The 14,034-nt window shown below is 66.3% G+C and carries 16 protein-coding genes; 3 read left to right on the top strand and 13 right to left on the bottom strand.

Going from position 1 to position 14,034, the window contains the following annotated elements; translation table 11 throughout:
• Positions 1-41 precede the first annotated feature (41 nt).
• Positions 42-920 carry a UTP--glucose-1-phosphate uridylyltransferase gene (locus tag DM806_RS04480; protein WP_179042036.1) on the top strand — a complete coding sequence of 293 codons (879 nt, stop codon included), beginning with the start codon at positions 42-44 and terminating at the stop codon, positions 918-920.
• A gap of 18 nt (positions 921-938) precedes the next feature.
• Here the strand turns inward: DM806_RS04480 and DM806_RS27150 are convergent, their stop codons facing one another.
• The 6 genes from DM806_RS27150 to DM806_RS04450 all read right to left on the bottom strand — a co-directional run bounded on the left by DM806_RS27150 (position 939) and on the right by DM806_RS04450 (position 5,646).
• Entirely contained in the window at positions 939-1,070 is a 132-nt protein-coding gene (locus DM806_RS27150; RefSeq protein WP_256869099.1) for a hypothetical protein, read from the bottom strand.
• A 136-nt stretch (positions 1,071-1,206) separates the two neighbouring features.
• Positions 1,207-1,809, bottom strand: coding sequence for a single-stranded DNA-binding protein (ssb, locus tag DM806_RS04470; RefSeq protein ID WP_179042035.1), 603 nt, complete (start codon positions 1,807-1,809; stop codon positions 1,207-1,209).
• 75 nt (positions 1,810-1,884) lie between these two features.
• A complete protein-coding gene (gene feoB, locus DM806_RS04465) occupies positions 1,885-3,738 on the bottom strand; it encodes a ferrous iron transporter B (protein ID WP_179042034.1) in 1,854 nt (617 codons plus the stop codon).
• Positions 3,735-4,004 (bottom strand): FeoA family protein, encoded by a 270-nt coding sequence (locus DM806_RS04460; protein ID WP_179042033.1) that lies wholly within the window; start codon positions 4,002-4,004, stop codon positions 3,735-3,737. The genes feoB and DM806_RS04460 overlap by 4 nt, the downstream gene beginning before the upstream one ends.
• An 88-nt stretch (positions 4,005-4,092) precedes the next feature.
• Positions 4,093-4,755, bottom strand: a complete 663-nt coding sequence (locus tag DM806_RS04455; RefSeq protein ID WP_179042032.1) for a COQ9 family protein — start codon at positions 4,753-4,755, stop codon at positions 4,093-4,095.
• Between the two features lie 9 nt (positions 4,756-4,764).
• On the bottom strand, positions 4,765-5,646 hold the full coding sequence (locus DM806_RS04450; RefSeq protein ID WP_179042031.1) for a DMT family transporter: 882 nt from the start codon (positions 5,644-5,646) through the stop codon (positions 4,765-4,767).
• Between the two features lie 73 nt (positions 5,647-5,719).
• On the opposite strand from DM806_RS04450, the gene DM806_RS04445 reads away from it, so the two are divergent.
• Positions 5,720-6,814: an alkene reductase gene (locus tag DM806_RS04445; protein WP_179042030.1), complete on the top strand. Its 1,095-nt coding sequence runs from the start codon at positions 5,720-5,722 to the stop codon at positions 6,812-6,814.
• A gap of 211 nt (positions 6,815-7,025) precedes the next feature.
• Here the strand turns inward: DM806_RS04445 and ribH are convergent, their stop codons facing one another.
• From ribH to DM806_RS04415, 6 genes are all read right to left on the bottom strand, one after another.
• Positions 7,026-7,448, bottom strand: coding sequence for a 6,7-dimethyl-8-ribityllumazine synthase (ribH, locus tag DM806_RS04440; protein WP_179042029.1), 423 nt, complete (start codon positions 7,446-7,448; stop codon positions 7,026-7,028).
• A gap of 12 nt (positions 7,449-7,460) precedes the next feature.
• Complete coding sequence (ribB, locus tag DM806_RS04435) at positions 7,461-8,744, bottom strand: 3,4-dihydroxy-2-butanone-4-phosphate synthase (protein ID WP_179042028.1); 1,284 nt, start codon at positions 8,742-8,744, stop codon at positions 7,461-7,463.
• A 101-nt stretch (positions 8,745-8,845) separates the two neighbouring features.
• The gene (locus DM806_RS04430) at positions 8,846-9,454 is read right to left on the bottom strand and encodes a riboflavin synthase (protein ID WP_179042027.1); all 609 of its coding nucleotides are present in this window, start codon (positions 9,452-9,454) and stop codon (positions 8,846-8,848) included.
• Between the two features lie 35 nt (positions 9,455-9,489).
• Positions 9,490-10,473, bottom strand: coding sequence for a bifunctional diaminohydroxyphosphoribosylaminopyrimidine deaminase/5-amino-6-(5-phosphoribosylamino)uracil reductase RibD (gene ribD, locus DM806_RS04425; protein WP_256869098.1), 984 nt, complete (start codon positions 10,471-10,473; stop codon positions 9,490-9,492).
• A 5-nt stretch (positions 10,474-10,478) separates the two neighbouring features.
• The gene (locus tag DM806_RS04420) at positions 10,479-11,000 is read right to left on the bottom strand and encodes a hypothetical protein (protein WP_179042026.1); all 522 of its coding nucleotides are present in this window, start codon (positions 10,998-11,000) and stop codon (positions 10,479-10,481) included.
• An 80-nt stretch (positions 11,001-11,080) separates the two neighbouring features.
• Positions 11,081-11,785, bottom strand: a complete 705-nt coding sequence (locus tag DM806_RS04415; protein ID WP_372859252.1) for an energy transducer TonB — start codon at positions 11,783-11,785, stop codon at positions 11,081-11,083.
• Between the two features lie 210 nt (positions 11,786-11,995).
• Between DM806_RS04415 and DM806_RS04410 the strand changes: the two genes are divergently transcribed.
• Entirely contained in the window at positions 11,996-12,553 is a 558-nt protein-coding gene (locus DM806_RS04410) for an EF-hand domain-containing protein (protein WP_179042025.1), read from the top strand.
• A 139-nt stretch (positions 12,554-12,692) separates the two neighbouring features.
• On the opposite strand, the gene DM806_RS04405 is transcribed toward DM806_RS04410, so the two are convergent.
• Entirely contained in the window at positions 12,693-13,970 is a 1,278-nt protein-coding gene (locus DM806_RS04405) for a DUF445 domain-containing protein (protein WP_179042024.1), read from the bottom strand.
• Between the last annotated feature and the right edge of the window lie 64 nt (positions 13,971-14,034).

Genomic DNA, 14,034 nt, shown 5'->3' with positions numbered 1-14,034 from the left:
TTCTAGACGCATTTTCCGCGTTGCAGCGAGAATGGAGCAGCATGTCTCATAAGCCTATTCGCAAAGCCATCTTCCCTGTCGCCGGCCTTGGCACCCGGTTCCTGCCCGCCACCAAGGCGGTGCCCAAGGAATTGCTGCCGGTCGTCGACCGGCCGCTGATCCAATATGCGGTCGATGAAGCCCGCGAGGCCGGTATCGAGCAGATGATCTTCGTCACCGGCCGCGGGAAGGGCGCGATCGAGGATTATTTCGACATCGCCTATGAAACCGAGGCTACCCAGCGCGAGCGGGGCAAGGATCTCGGCGCACTGGACGGCACCCGCCTGCTGCCCGGCAACGCCGTCTTCATCCGCCAGCAAGAGCCGCTGGGTCTGGGCCATGCGATCTGGTGCGCGCGCGACATCGTCGGCGATGAGCCCTTCGCCATCCTGCTGCCCGACGAATTCATGCGGGGCACCCGCGGCAATGGCTGCCTCAAGCAGATGGTGGACGCCTATCACAAGGTCGGCGGCAATCTGGTCTGCGCGCTGGAAATTCCGATGGAAGACACGCCCAGCTATGGCGTCATCGATCCGGGCGCGCGGGATGGCGCACTGACGCAGGTGAAGGGGCTGGTCGAAAAGCCCAAGCTCGGCACCGCGCCGTCCAACCTGATCGTGCCGGGCCGCTATATCCTCCAGCCGGAGGTGATGAAGATCCTGGAAACGCAGGAAAAGGGCGCGGGCGGTGAAATCCAGCTGACCGACGCGATGGCCTCGCTGATCGGCAACCAGTCCTTCCATGGCGTCACCTTCGACGGGCGCCGTTTCGACTGCGGTTCCAAGGCCGGCTATATCGAGGCGAACCTTGCCCTCTCGCTGGAGCGCGAGGATCTGAAGGATCATATCCGCGCCTTTGCGCAGGAAGAACTGGCCCGCTGAGCCGCCGGTTGCTGCCCGTCAGAAGGCGGGCGGCAACCGGACGATCAGCAGCGCCAGACCCGACAGGGCGATGGCGCCGCCGATCGCCAGTTCGACGGGTTGGACGATCTGACGGACAGGGACGGCGATGGCTTTTTCGATCTTGCTCATGCCCTGCAATATAGGTTTTGAGCCGATCAAGTCCCGCGCATCCTTCCGGTCAGACTGACCGGCCGGATCGATCACCGAAAAAAGGGCGGCTTCCCGATGGGGAGCCGCCCTTTTTCATGTCGTCGATGCGCGAGCCTCAGAACGGCACTTCATCGTCCAGATCATTGTCGAAATTGGGGCCGCCGGTGCCGCCGCGGCTGCCGCCGCCCGACGAGGAGCGACCGCCGCCGAAGCCGCCGCCACCCTGGCCGCCGCCCGAACCACCACCGAAATCATCATAGTCGCCGCCGCCGAAGCCGCTCGATCCGCCGCTCCAGTCGCTCACGCCCTGCTGCGAGCGACCACCGCCGCCACCGCCGAAGCCGCCACCCTGGCCGCCGCCGCCCGGCGCGCCATCCAGCATGGTCAGCACCGCGCCCGGACCCTGCAACACCACTTCGGTGGTGTAGCGGTCATTGCCATTATTGTCCTGCCACTTGCGGGTGCGCAACTGGCCTTCCAGATAGACCTTCGATCCCTTGCGCAGGAAACGCTCGGCAACGCCGGCCAGACCTTCGGAAAAGATCGACACGCTGTGCCATTCGGTGCGCTCCTTGCGCTCCCCGGACATGCGGTCCTTCCAGCTTTCGGACGTGGCGATGCGCAGGTTGCACACCTTGCCGCCATTCTGGAAGCTCTTGACCTCCGGGTCGGCGCCCAGATTGCCGACCAGAATGACCTTGTTGACCGAGCCTGCCATGATTCCTCCGAAAGCGCCAAAGCGGCCGTTATAGAGCGCCCGCCTTGCCCTTCAAGAACAAAGAGCCAACGAACGCTAGGCCAGACCGAGCGCGGTCGCGGTCCAATAAGTCAGCCCGGCCGCGACATAGGCCAGCACGAACAGATAGCCGACCATGAAGCCCGTCCATTTCCAGCCGGCGGTTTCGCGTCGCGTCACCGCGATGGTGGAAATGCATTGCGGCGCGAACACGAACCAGGCGAGGAAGGCCAGCGCCGTCGCCAGCGACCAGCGCCCCTGCAACCGTTCGCCCAGCCCCTTGTCCAGCGCCTCGACATCATCCTCGGCATCGATCGCATAGACTGTGGCGATGGCGGAGACGGCCACTTCGCGCGCGGCCATGGAGGGCAGCAGGGCAAGGCTGATGTCGCGGTTGAAGCCGATCGGCTCGACCAGCACATTGATGCCGCCCGCGATCCGGCCGGCGATCGAATATTCGCTCTGCCGCACGCCATCGGGCGCCTTGGGGAAGCTCATCAGCACCCACAGGACGATATTGGTGAACAGGATGATCGTGCCCGCGCGCTTCAGGAAGATCACCGCGCGCTGCCACAGGCCGATCAGCAGATCCTGCGGTCGGGGCCACTGATATTTGGGCATTTCCATCAGGAAGCCGCTGCTTTGCCCCTTGGTCACGGTCAGCCGCAATGCCCAGGCGGCGACCAGCGCGCCGACAATGCCGAAGACATAGAGCAGGAACATCACCAGCCCCTGCAAGCCGACGCCCCATCCAACCGTCCGGGCGGGGATGAAGGCGCTGATGATGAGGCCATAGACCGGCAGTCGCGCCGAACAGGTCATCAGCGGCGCGATCAGGATCGTCGTCAGCCGGTCCTTGGGATCGGATATGGTGCGCGTCGCCATGATGCCGGGCACCGCGCAGGCAAAGGAGGAGAGGAGTGGGATGAAGGCCCGGCCCGACAGGCCGACCCGAGCCATCAGCGCATCCATGATGAAGGCCGCGCGCGCCATATAGCCGGTCGCTTCCAGCATCAGGATGAAGAAGAAGAGGATCAGGATCTGAGGCAGGAAGACGATCACCGCGCCCACGCCGCCGACCACGCCCTGCAACAGGAAATCGTGGACGATGCCCGGCGGCAGCGTGTTCGTCACCGCCTCGCCCAATGCCGTTACCCAGCCTTCCAGCATGTCGGCCGGCGCACTGGCCCAGCTGAACACCGCCTGGAACATGACGAACAGCAAAGCGAGCAGGATGATGAAGCCGGCGACGGGATGCAGCAGCACCCGGTCCACCGCCGCCGTCAGTCGGCGCGACGGAGTCTCGCGCACGATCGCGGCGCGCGCGATCCGTTGCGCTTCGCCGCGTACCTTGTCGAAATCATGCGCTGCGTCGCCCGTATAGGGCCGGGGCGCGCCGTTCATCAGACCGTCCAGTTCCTGACGCAGATGGTCCAGGCCACGCTTGCGCACCGCCACGGTCGACACCACCGGTACGCCCAGTTCGCGCGACAGGATGTTGGCGTCCAGTTCCAGCCCGTCGCGGGTGGCAAGATCGACCATGTTGAGCGCGACGATCGTGGGCAGGCCCAGCGCGATCAGTTCGATCGCGAAGCGCAGATGATTGTCGAGGTTCGATGCATCGACCACGATGACCAGCGCGTCGGGGCGCCTTTCACCCTCCTGCTTGCCCAGGATGACATCGCGCGTCACCTGCTCGTCGGGGCTGGTGGGGTCGAGGCTGTAGGTGCCGGGCAGGTCGACCAGCTCGACCGGGCGCCCGTCGGACAGAGCCAACCGGCCCGCCTTGCGCTCCACCGTGACGCCGGGATAATTGCCCAGCTTCTGCCGGGCGCCGGTCAGTGCGTTGAACAAAGCGCTCTTGCCGGCATTGGGATTGCCGACCAGCGCGACCAGCGGCAGGCCGCTCATGCTGCCGACTCCATGTCCGGCATTTCCGGCCCGGTACGCACGGTGATGGCGGCGGCATGTGCGCGGCGCATGGCGATGGTCATGCGCCCGACCTTGCAGGCGATCGGCCCCTTGCCCAGGAAACCGCCATGGTGCAATGCCTCCACGCTCGCCCCTTCGCACAGGCCGAATTCGCGCAGCCGCTGGCCTTCGGACGGGGTAAGGGCGGACCAGTCGATCAAGTCGACATAGGCGGGTTGCCGCAGCGGCAGGTCGGTCAAGCGCAAGGGAACTATACTCGCAGACTATTTCTGCGAGTGACTATCAATACCTTTACCAAATGGCCAGCGTGAATCGGCCATCGGTTTCGGCAGATCATATTGCGGGATAGCGCAACCGGCCGATGAAGCGCGCCAGACTGAGCCGTTCGCCGCCCCCCACGCCCTTCCACTTCGCCTTGGCCTTTTCGAACTGGATCACATTCTCGACCCGGCGGGCGAGGAAGGCGCGGCTGTCGGCATGGCTTTCGCTTTCGTCATCGACGAAGACCAGCAGGGTGGAGGCATAGACAGCGGTCAGCGTCGTTCGCTTGGTATAATGGTTGAAGTCGGCGGCCGTGTCGCCGGCCGCGCGCCACATGATGTCGGCGGCGCGCCAGGCCAGTTTCGCCGCGCGGGCCGCATTGGTCGGCAGCGCCAGGATGGCGAGCGCTCGGCGCAGCGCTTCCCGGTCGGGCGCCAGCAGGGCGAGCCGCGCCTCGACCAGCGCCAAAATCTTCTTGCGGATCGACAGCGTCGCCAGTTGCTCGGCCGGCACGGCGTCGAGCATCCGCGCATCGATGCTGGCGAACCAGGCGTCGATCATCTCGATCGCGCCATCGTCGAAGGCAAGCTGCGCGACATCGGCGTCGACGCGCTTTTCCTGCGCCGCCATCATCACCGCCTGCGGCCGCCAGCCGTCGAAAGCGGCGTGACGCGCAAGAGCAGGCGCCAGCAGCGCGCGGATTTCGTCGAGGGTGAGATCCTGGGTATCGCTCATATTGCCAGTCTAGGCCCGTCCCGGCAGGCGCACAAGCACCAGCGCCGCCGCGACCGCCGCCGTGCCGAGCATGTCGGCGGCGCTCAGCCATTCGGCGAACAGCAACCAGCCGAAAATGGCCGATACGGCGGGTTGCAGCAACAGACTCAGGCCCAGCACCAGCGGCGAAAACCAGCCGATCGCATAGGTGAGCAGCCCCTGGCCGATCAGCTGGCTCGACAAAGCGAGCAGGATCAGCGGTGTCCAGTCGCCCGGCATCACGCGCTCCCCCAGCAACAGCGCGCAGAGCAGGAGCGCCGGTGTACTGGCGAGGCTGGACCCCGCCAGCACCGACCAGCTGTCGAGCCGCCCGCGCGCGCCCTGCACGATCAGCAGATAGGCCGTGTATAACAGCCCTGCGAGCAGGCAGAGCAGGTCGCCATGAAGGTTGCGGATCGACAGGTCATAGCTGCCGCCCATCATCACCGCGGCCCCGGCGCTCGCCAGCAGCAGGGCGGCGGCCTGCATCCGCGTCGGCCGCTGGCGCAGCACCAGCAACGCCCAGGCGGGCAGGAACAGCCCGCTCAGATTGCCGAAGATGGTCGCATTGGCGACCTTGGTATAGAGGATGCCGATATGCCAGGCGGCCAAGTCCAGGGCGAAGACCAGGCCCGACAGGAGCAGCGCGGTCCATTCGCGGCCGGTCGGCGGGGTGCGCCTGAAGCCTGGCCGGGCGAGCAGCAGCAGAAAGGGGAGGGCAATCGCCAGCCGCCAGAAGGCCGCCGCGACCGGGCCGACATCCGACAGGCGCACCAGCACCGGACCCAGCGGCAGGATCAGGTTTGCAAGGATCAGCGCTGGAAAGGCCATGCGCGGCATGGATATGTGCGCGGCGGGGGTTGAAGTCGGCATGGCGGCTCCCTAGCTGGCTTTGCGCATCAAGTCCCGTTGCATTTTGCAACTTTGATGGAGGGAGTTTCTTTCTATGACCACATTGTTCGATCCGATCCAGCTTGGCGCGGTCAGCGCCCCCAACCGCGTCCTGATGGCGCCGCTGACCCGCGGCCGCGCGACCCGCGCCCATGTGCCGACCTCGATCATGGCCGATTATTATGCGCAGCGCGCCTCGGCCGGCCTCATCATCAGCGAGGCCACGGGTATTTCGCAGCAGGGATTGGGCTGGCCATATGCGCCAGGCATCTGGTCGGACGAACAGGTCGAGGCGTGGAAGCCGGTGACGCAGGCCGTGCATGACAAGGGCGGCCGGATCATCGTCCAGCTCTGGCATATGGGCCGGGCCGTCCACAGCGCCGTCACCGGCGAGCAGCCCGTGTCCGCCAGCGCCACCGCCGCGCCGGGGGATGCTCACACTTATGAGGGTAAGCAGCCCTATGAAACTGCCCGTCCGCTGGCGCTGGAGGAAATTCCGGGGCTGATCGACACCTATGTCCGCGCCGCGCATAATGCGATCGCCGCCGGGTTCGACGGGGTGCAGATCCATGCCGCCAACGGCTATCTGATCGACGAATTTCTGCGCGACAACAGCAATTTCCGCGACGATATCTATGGCGGCAGCGTCGAAAACCGCGTCCGCCTGCTGCGCGAAGTGACGCAGGCGGTGGTCGATGCGATCGGTGCCGACCGCGTGTCGGTGCGCCTGTCCCCCAATGGGGACACGCAGGGCGTTGACGACAGCGATCCCGCGACCCTGTTCGCGGCGGCGGCCGATGTGCTGGACGCGATCGGTATCGCCTTTCTCGAACTGCGCGAGCCGGGACCGGACGGCACTTTCGGCGCGACGGACGTGCCGCGCCAGTCGCCGCTCATCCGCCGGCATTTCAAGGGACCGCTGGTGCTGAACAGCGACTATGATGCGGAGCGCGCGCAGGCGGACCTGGCCAGCGGCCTGGCCGATGCGATCAGCTTCGGTCGTCCACTGCTCGCCAATCCCGACCTTGTCGAACGGCTGCGCCAAGGTGCGCCGGTCAACCAGCCACAGGCGATGACGACCTGGTACAGCCAGGGCGTGGAGGGCTATACCGACTATCCGACGCTGGCCGAGGAAAAGGCGGCGGCCTGAGGTAGCTGAGGAGCGGACATTGATTCAACGTCATCCCGGGCTTGACCCGGGATCCCGCTTCTTCTTCCAAGCCGAACTTTGAAAGGCAGCTGGACCCCGGCTCAGGGCCGGGGTGACGAGCGTTGGGAATATCCGCCCCCCCACCACCCAAACCCGACAAAAAAGGCGGCTCCATCGGGAGCCGCCCTTTTTTCGTCTGTCAGCGCTTCAATCAGGCGCCGAATTTCTCGCGCAGGGCCAGCATGGCGATGGCCGCCTTGGCCGCCTCACCGCCCTTGTCCTTCTGGTCGGGGCGGGCGCGGACCAGCGCCTGTTCTTCATTCTCGACGGTCAGGATGCCGTTGCCGATAGCGATTCCGTCCATCGAAAGCGCCATAAGGCCGCGCGCGCTTTCGTTCGACACCACCTCGAAATGATAGGTTTCGCCGCGGATCACCACGCCGATCGCGACGAAGCCGTCATAGCGGCCGGTTTCCGCCGCCAGCGCCACCGCGCCGGGGATTTCCAGCGCGCCCGGCACCGTCACCACCTCATATTTATGGCCGGCATCGTCCAGCGCCGCCTTTGCGCCTTCGATCAGCAGGTCGTTGAGATGGTCGTAGAAGCGTGCTTCGACGATCAGGAATTTGGCCATGCTGCTATCCTCTTACAGTTCGATCGCGCGCTGCCCAACCACGGACAGGTCGTAGCCGTCAAGCGCGATCAGGCTGTGCTGGGTGTTGCTGAGCAGCACCATGTCGTGCACGCCCAGGTCGGCGAGGATCTGCGCGCCCACGCCATAGTCGCGCAATTCGTCCATGCCGGCGACCTTCTGCCCGGCATGATGCTGGAGAATGCGGCTGACGAAATCGCCCGGCGACGAGCTGGTCAGGATGACGATCACGCCCGCGCCTTCCTGCGCGATGATCTCCATCGACTTGGCCAGCAGCCCGGCGCGCTTGCCGATTGCGCCATAGACATCATCCAGCAGCGAGAGCTGGTGCATGCGCACCAGGGTCGGCTCGTCGGAGGAGACATGCCCCTTCTGCAGCACCAGCTGCTCGGTATGGGTCGCCTTGTTGTAGAAGCTGATCGCTTTCCAGTCGCCGCCCCACTGGCTGTGGAAAACGGTTTCGGCGCGGCGCTCGACCATATGGTCGTGCCGGCGGCGATAGGCGATCAGGTCGCGGATCGTGCCGATCTTCATCTTGTGCTTTTGCGCGAAGGGGATGAGGTCGTCGAGGCGCGCCATGGTGCCGTCATCCTTCATCACCTCGCAGATCACGCCCGACGGGTTCAGGCCGGCGAGGCGGGCGACGTCGACCGCCGCCTCGGTATGGCCGGTGCGCACCAGCACGCCGCCATCCTTGGCCACCAGCGGGAAGACATGGCCCGGCGTCACGATGTCGGCCTTGCCCTTCGACCCGTCGATCGCGACGGAGATGGTGCGGGCGCGGTCGGCGGCGCTGATGCCGGTGGTGACGCCCTCGCGCGCCTCGATCGAGACGGTGAAGGCGGTTTCGTGGCGGGTGCCGTTGTTGCGGCTCATCAGGTCCAGGCCCAGCGTGTCGACCCGGTCCTTGGTCAGGGCCAGGCAGATGAGGCCGCGGCCATGGGTGGCCATGAAATTGATCGCGTCGGGCGTCGCCATCTGGGCGGGGATGACGAGGTCGCCCTCATTCTCGCGATCTTCGTCATCGACCAGGATGAACATGCGGCCGTTGCGGGCTTCGTTGATGATTTCCTCGGGGCTGGCGAGCGCGGTGCCGCCCTCGCGCTTGAGGATATAGCTTTCCAGCTTGCCCAGCGTCTCGGCGGTCGGGTTCCAGTCGGCCTCGCCAAGCTTGCGCAGGCTGTTGGCGTGCAGGCCGGCGGCGCGCGCCAGGCCGGAACGGGACATGCCGCCATCGGTGACGAGGCTGCGGACGGTATCGAGAAGCGCGGACGACATGAAAACGACTCCATTCCCTGACTGGGACAGGTGTTGCATATCACACTACAATGTGATTATTTCAAGATAGAATCACATTGTGCGCTGCAACAGCAGACGGATTATTTGCTGCGAAGGCTCTGCATCCGGTCGAGATAACGGGCTAGCACGTCAATCTCCAGATTGAAGGCGCGGCCTTCGGGCAGCCCGTCGAGCGTCGTCGCGGCGGCGGTGTGCGGGATGATGTTGAGACCGAAATACACGCTGCCGTCGGCCTGATCCTCGACACTGTTCACCGTCAGCGAAATGCCGTCGAGCGTGATCGATCCCTTGGCCGCCAGTGCCGCCGCCAGTTCGGCCGGCGCCCGAATGACGAGGCGGGTCGAATCGCCCTCACTCACTGCCGACACCAGATGGCCGATGCCGTCGACATGGCCGGTGACGATATGGCCGCCCAGTTCGTCGCCGATCTTGAGCGCGCGTTCCAGATTCAGGCGATTGCCCTTGTCCCAAAGTCCCGACGCGGTGCGCGCGACCGTTTCGGCTGACAGATCCACTGCAAACCAGTCCGCGCCCTTTTCCACCACCGTCAGGCAGGCGCCCGAACAGGCGATCGACGCGCCGATGGCGACGCCGTCCATCTCGTAAGCGCAGCCGATCACGAGCCGCAGGTCGCCGCGCTGCTCGTGGCTGCGGATCGTGCCGATGTCGGTGATGATGCCGGTGAACATGGATCGGTCCTGTGAACGGAGAAATGGGAGGGGACTTAGGCGCTCCGGACCCGCTCGTAAACCTCCAGCCGGTCGACGCCCAGCGCGCGGCTGTCGGTCATGCGCCAGCGGCCATGGGCGTGGGGCAGGTCTTCAAGCCCGATATCGCCAATCCCGGCCAGACCTGCGCCGATCACGATGGGCGCGCGGTAGAGCAGCAGCCGGTCGACCAGATCGGCGCGCAGGAAGGCGGCGGCGGTTTCCGCGCCGCCCTCGACCAGCAGATGGTCGACCCGTTGTAGCGTGGCAATATCGTCGGGCGCGCCGATCCGGTCCCAGCCCCTGGGCGCATCCTTTCGGGTCAGCAGCAGCCGGCGGGGCGAACGATCCTCCAGCCCGCGCAGCCGCACGTCGAGACGCGGCGCATCGGCGCGCAATGTGCCGCCGCCCACCAGGATGGCGTCATGCCGCGCCCGCTCCATATGCGCATGGGCGCGCGCATCCGACCCGGTGATCCAGCGGCTCGATCCGTCCCTGAGGGCGATTCGGCCATCGAGTGACAGGCCCAGCTTCAAGGTCACATGCGGCCGCCCCAGCGTCTGGCGCAGCACGAATCCGGCCATGGCCTGCGCCGCTTCCTGCGCCATCAGCCCCATGTCGACCTCTATGCCCCGGTCGCGCAGCCAGGCCGCGCCCTGCCCGTCGGTGCGGGGATCGGGATCGCGCAGCGCGATCACCACGCGGGAAACCCCGGCCCGCGCCATCAGGTCGGCGCAGCGCGGCCCGCGCGGGGACAGGTGGAAACAAGGTTCCAGCGTCACATAGGCGGTCGCCCCGCGCGCCCGGTCCATCGCCTGCTCCAGCGCCTGCGCTTCGGCATGGGGGCGGCCGCCCTTCTGCGTCCAGCCGCGCCCGACGATGCGCCCTTGCTGAACGATCAGGCAGCCGACATTGGGATTGGGGGTGGACAGGCCGCGCCCCCGCCCGGACAGGGCGATGGCGGCGGCCATGTAGCGCCGGTCATCGGCGGGCGACGTCATGTCGCTCAGGGGTGTGCGGCTGTCGCCGGCTGGGCGGCCGCTTTCGGCGCGGGCTTGCCCGTCGCCTCGGCCTTGGCCAGCCGCTCGTCGAGCAGCGCGTCGATCGCCTTCACCGCTTCCTTGCGCTTGGCGGTGTTGCGGGCCTCTTCTTCGCGCCATTCGATGCCGAAGGCGTCGGCATAGCCCTGCATCTTCTGCTGCTGCTTCACCAGCGCGGCCTCGCGCTTGGCGAAGTCGATCTTCTGCTGGAGGATGATCGCCGCATCGGACCGATTCGCGTCCCAGCTTTCGACATAGATGATCTTGTTGCGTGTCGGCATCGTGTTGGTGTTGGCATCGATGACGAAGGTCCAGACGATCACCCAGGTGAACGCGACGGACAGGCCAAGCAGCGGCCATTTATGCTGCCGCTGCTGCTTGAAATAGCCCCAGAAGTCGCCAAGCGCGCTCTTGGGGGAAACGGGACGGGGAAATATCGCCATCCCGCCCTTATAGGGCAGTGCTGCGCCGGATGCAAAATGGTCCATGCGTCCTCCATCTTCCTGTCCCCTCCCGCAGGCGGGGAGGGGCGATATGCGACACCGAAGGCGCGGAGAGCATGGGTATTTTATCGATCGGTCAGCGTGAACCGGACGGCCAGCACCTTCGATGATGTTACCGCCACCCCGTCGCGAGTCGCCGGGCGGAAGCGCCATTTGCGCAGCGCATGGCGCTGGGTCGCGAGCCAGAAACTCTCGTCGGTCGCCGACATGCGCTCGATATCGGTGACGCGGCCCTCCGGGCTGATCGTCACGCGGACCGTCACCGTGCCTTCCAGCCCCTGCCGGATCATCGCGCCGGGATAGTCGGGCTGGAATCCCGCCATCGCGCGTGGCTCGATCGACGGTTCGGTCAGCACAGGCGCGCGCGGCGGCTCGACCGGCGGCACGATGATGGTCGGGTCGGGATCGATCGCCGTGCCCGATCCCGGCGTGCCGGTGATCGTCGGATCGCCGTGGGGCGGAGTGACGACCGGGTCGATGGCGGTCGGTCTTTGCTGTTCCTGCGGCTGGGTCTGGATCTTCGGATCAGTCTGCTGCTCGACCACCGGCTCGGGCGGCAGGGGAATCGGGATGTTCGTGGTCGTCAACGGCGGCGAGGGAGCAAACCGGTCGATCACTTCCTTCGGGATCAGCAGGAAGGCGCCGATGAGCAGCGCATGCACCGCCACCGTTCCGCCAAGCCCCAGCGGCGACCGCCGCCCCGCGCCATAGCGCGATTCCCCACCCGCTGCCGTCTGAACGGCTCTCAACTGAACTGGCATGAATCGCATCGTCCCGCTCCTCCGTCTGTTGCATCCCCTCGTCTTTCCCTCCGATATTGCGCCGGATGGGAATCAACGATGAAATGATACAACATCATTCAATGATATGTTGCAACATTCATTTTTAGCGCCTGAAACATTCGGGTCGCATCGGGACATATGGAGGCAAAGCGGGGATGCGACCTGACTGGCTCAGGGATTTTCCTTTCTGGAGCCTCCATGCGTTTCCGACATCTCCTTTGCCTTGCCCCACTGGCGTTTACCGCGCCGCTCCTTGCCCAGCCGCCGGGCGGTCCCGCCGGTCCATGGGCGGCCGACGCCGATCGGGACGGGCAGATCACGCGCGATGAAATGGCCGCCTATATGGAGCGCCGCTTCGGGCTGATGGACCAGGATGGCGACGGGCTTGTCCCGGTGCAGGCGATGCAGCGGATGCTGGGCCATGAGCGGGAACAGGCGTCGCCCGAAGGCGGCCAGCGCGAAGGCCGTGGTCCCGGCAAGGGGCGCGGTGGTCCCGGCGGCGTAGGTGGCCCGCCGCCCGGAGGCCGCCCGCCCGGAGGCGATCGTGCGGACGCTGGCGGCCCGCCACCCCCGCCACCCGGTCGCGCCATGCCCTACCCGGAAGACGGCAATGATGACGGCCAGATCGACCGCGCCGAATTTCTCGCGCCCGCGCTCGCCATGTTCGACGATCAGGATCGCAATGGCGACGGCGTGCTGACCGCCGACGAATTACCGCCGCCGCCGGGCGGGGATGGGCCGCCGCCCGAGGATTGACGGCGCAGGAACAGGAACCGTCCGCCTTCTCTCCTCTGCGCGGCCGGTTCCGCCGGGGCGTGTCGATTGGCCCGACGCGCCCCGGCACTTTTTCGAAAAATGCGGCAAAGCCCATTTTCGGGAGGGCTGGTGCGCTTCTCTAAAAGACCATATCGATGGCGTGGATCGCCAAGCCGACCAGACCGCCGACGATCGTCCCGTTGACGCGAATATATTGCAGGTCGCGCCCGACCGCATTTTCCAGCCGCGACGTCACCGTCCCCGCGTCCCAGCCGCGCACCGTGTCACTCACCAGCCGGACGATCGAATCGCCGTAACTGGCCGTCGCCCCCACCGCCGCGCGCCGCACGAAGCGGTTGATGACGAGCCGCAGCCGCGCCTCCTGCTGCAAGGTGCCGCCCAAAGTCCGCAGCGCCTCGCCCAGCCGGCCCGCCATCGCCTTGCCCGGATCGCGCACCGCGCGCAGCAGCCCGGCGCGCGCCTGTTCCCACAGGCCGTCGATCCAGCGCTGCATCGCCGGATTGTCGAGTATCTCGTCACGGACCTTCGCGACCTTGGCCTGCATCTCCAGGTCGAATTGCAGGTCGAAGGCCAGCTTCGCCATGCCTTCCTCCGCCTTCAGCCGCAGCGGATGGCCGGGGTCTTCGGCCATGTCGGACAGCAGCTTGCGCAGGCCATTCAGGATCGCATTGGCCAGATTCTCGTCCAGCCCGGTCCAGCGCAGCACCTTGCCCGCGCGTTCCTGCACCATCTGGCGGATCAGATGCTCATTGGCTTCGAGCGTGCGGTCGGCCCAATGGACGATGCCATCCATCACCGGCGCATGGCGGCCGTCGCGCATCGCCGCCTCGATCGCCTGGCCGATCAGCGGCCCCATGTTGATCGCGCGCAGCCGCTGGCCGATCGCGCCCTTCACCATGCCGCCCAGCCGTTCCTGATCCAATGCTTCCAGCACATCGGCGATCAGCCGCGATGCGCCCTCGCGCAGCCGTCCGTCGCCGCCTGACGGGCTGGCGAGGAAGCGGCCTGCCGCGCCCGCCACATCCATGTGCCGCATCCGCCGCGCGACCACGGCCGGGGTCAGGAAATTGTCGCGCAGGAACAGGGCCAGCGTATCGCCGATCCGGTCCTTGTTACGCGGAATGATCGCCGTATGGGGAATGGGCAGGCCCAGCGGATGCCGGAACAGCGCCGTCACCGCGAACCAGTCGGCCAGCCCGCCGACCATCGCCGCCTCGGCGAAGGCCTGGACGAAGCCGATGGCGGGGTGAAGGTGGACGGTCGCGCGCGCGGCGATGAACAGGGCGGCCATCACGACCAGCATGCCCGTCGCCACCAGCCGCATGCGCCGGGCCGGATGGGGGGCCAAGATGTCCTTGGGGGCGTCCTTGGGCCGGGGCAGGCGAAGCAGCGTCATGTCGGTTGAACGGTTACGCTGCCGTTTCGTTCAGGCAAGCCTTTCTTTTTTGCCGGAGCATCTT

Source organism: Sphingobium lactosutens, from assembly GCF_013393185.1.
GTDB lineage: Bacteria > Pseudomonadota > Alphaproteobacteria > Sphingomonadales > Sphingomonadaceae > Sphingobium > Sphingobium lactosutens_A.
This window is presented reverse-complemented; position numbering and strand designations above follow the sequence as displayed.

Coding starts and splice junctions, on each gene's coding strand:
- DM806_RS04480 (WP_179042036.1), top strand. CDS start 42: ATGTCTCATAAGCCTATTCGCAAAGCCATCTTCCCTGTCGCCGGCCTT.
- DM806_RS27150 (WP_256869099.1), bottom strand. CDS start 1,070: ATGAGCAAGATCGAAAAAGCCATCGCCGTCCCTGTCCGTCAGATCGTC.
- ssb (WP_179042035.1), bottom strand. CDS start 1,809: ATGGCAGGCTCGGTCAACAAGGTCATTCTGGTCGGCAATCTGGGCGCC.
- feoB (WP_179042034.1), bottom strand. CDS start 3,738: ATGAGCGGCCTGCCGCTGGTCGCGCTGGTCGGCAATCCCAATGCCGGC.
- DM806_RS04455 (WP_179042032.1), bottom strand. CDS start 4,755: ATGAGCGATACCCAGGATCTCACCCTCGACGAAATCCGCGCGCTGCTG.
- DM806_RS04450 (WP_179042031.1), bottom strand. CDS start 5,646: ATGCCGACTTCAACCCCCGCCGCGCACATATCCATGCCGCGCATGGCC.
- DM806_RS04445 (WP_179042030.1), top strand. CDS start 5,720: ATGACCACATTGTTCGATCCGATCCAGCTTGGCGCGGTCAGCGCCCCC.
- ribH (WP_179042029.1), bottom strand. CDS start 7,448: ATGGCCAAATTCCTGATCGTCGAAGCACGCTTCTACGACCATCTCAAC.
- ribB (WP_179042028.1), bottom strand. CDS start 8,744: ATGTCGTCCGCGCTTCTCGATACCGTCCGCAGCCTCGTCACCGATGGC.
- DM806_RS04430 (WP_179042027.1), bottom strand. CDS start 9,454: ATGTTCACCGGCATCATCACCGACATCGGCACGATCCGCAGCCACGAG.
- ribD (WP_256869098.1), bottom strand. CDS start 10,473: ATGACGTCGCCCGCCGATGACCGGCGCTACATGGCCGCCGCCATCGCC.
- DM806_RS04420 (WP_179042026.1), bottom strand. CDS start 11,000: ATGGACCATTTTGCATCCGGCGCAGCACTGCCCTATAAGGGCGGGATG.
- DM806_RS04415 (WP_372859252.1), bottom strand. CDS start 11,785: ATGCGATTCATGCCAGTTCAGTTGAGAGCCGTTCAGACGGCAGCGGGT.
- DM806_RS04410 (WP_179042025.1), top strand. CDS start 11,996: ATGCGTTTCCGACATCTCCTTTGCCTTGCCCCACTGGCGTTTACCGCG.
- DM806_RS04405 (WP_179042024.1), bottom strand. CDS start 13,970: ATGACGCTGCTTCGCCTGCCCCGGCCCAAGGACGCCCCCAAGGACATC.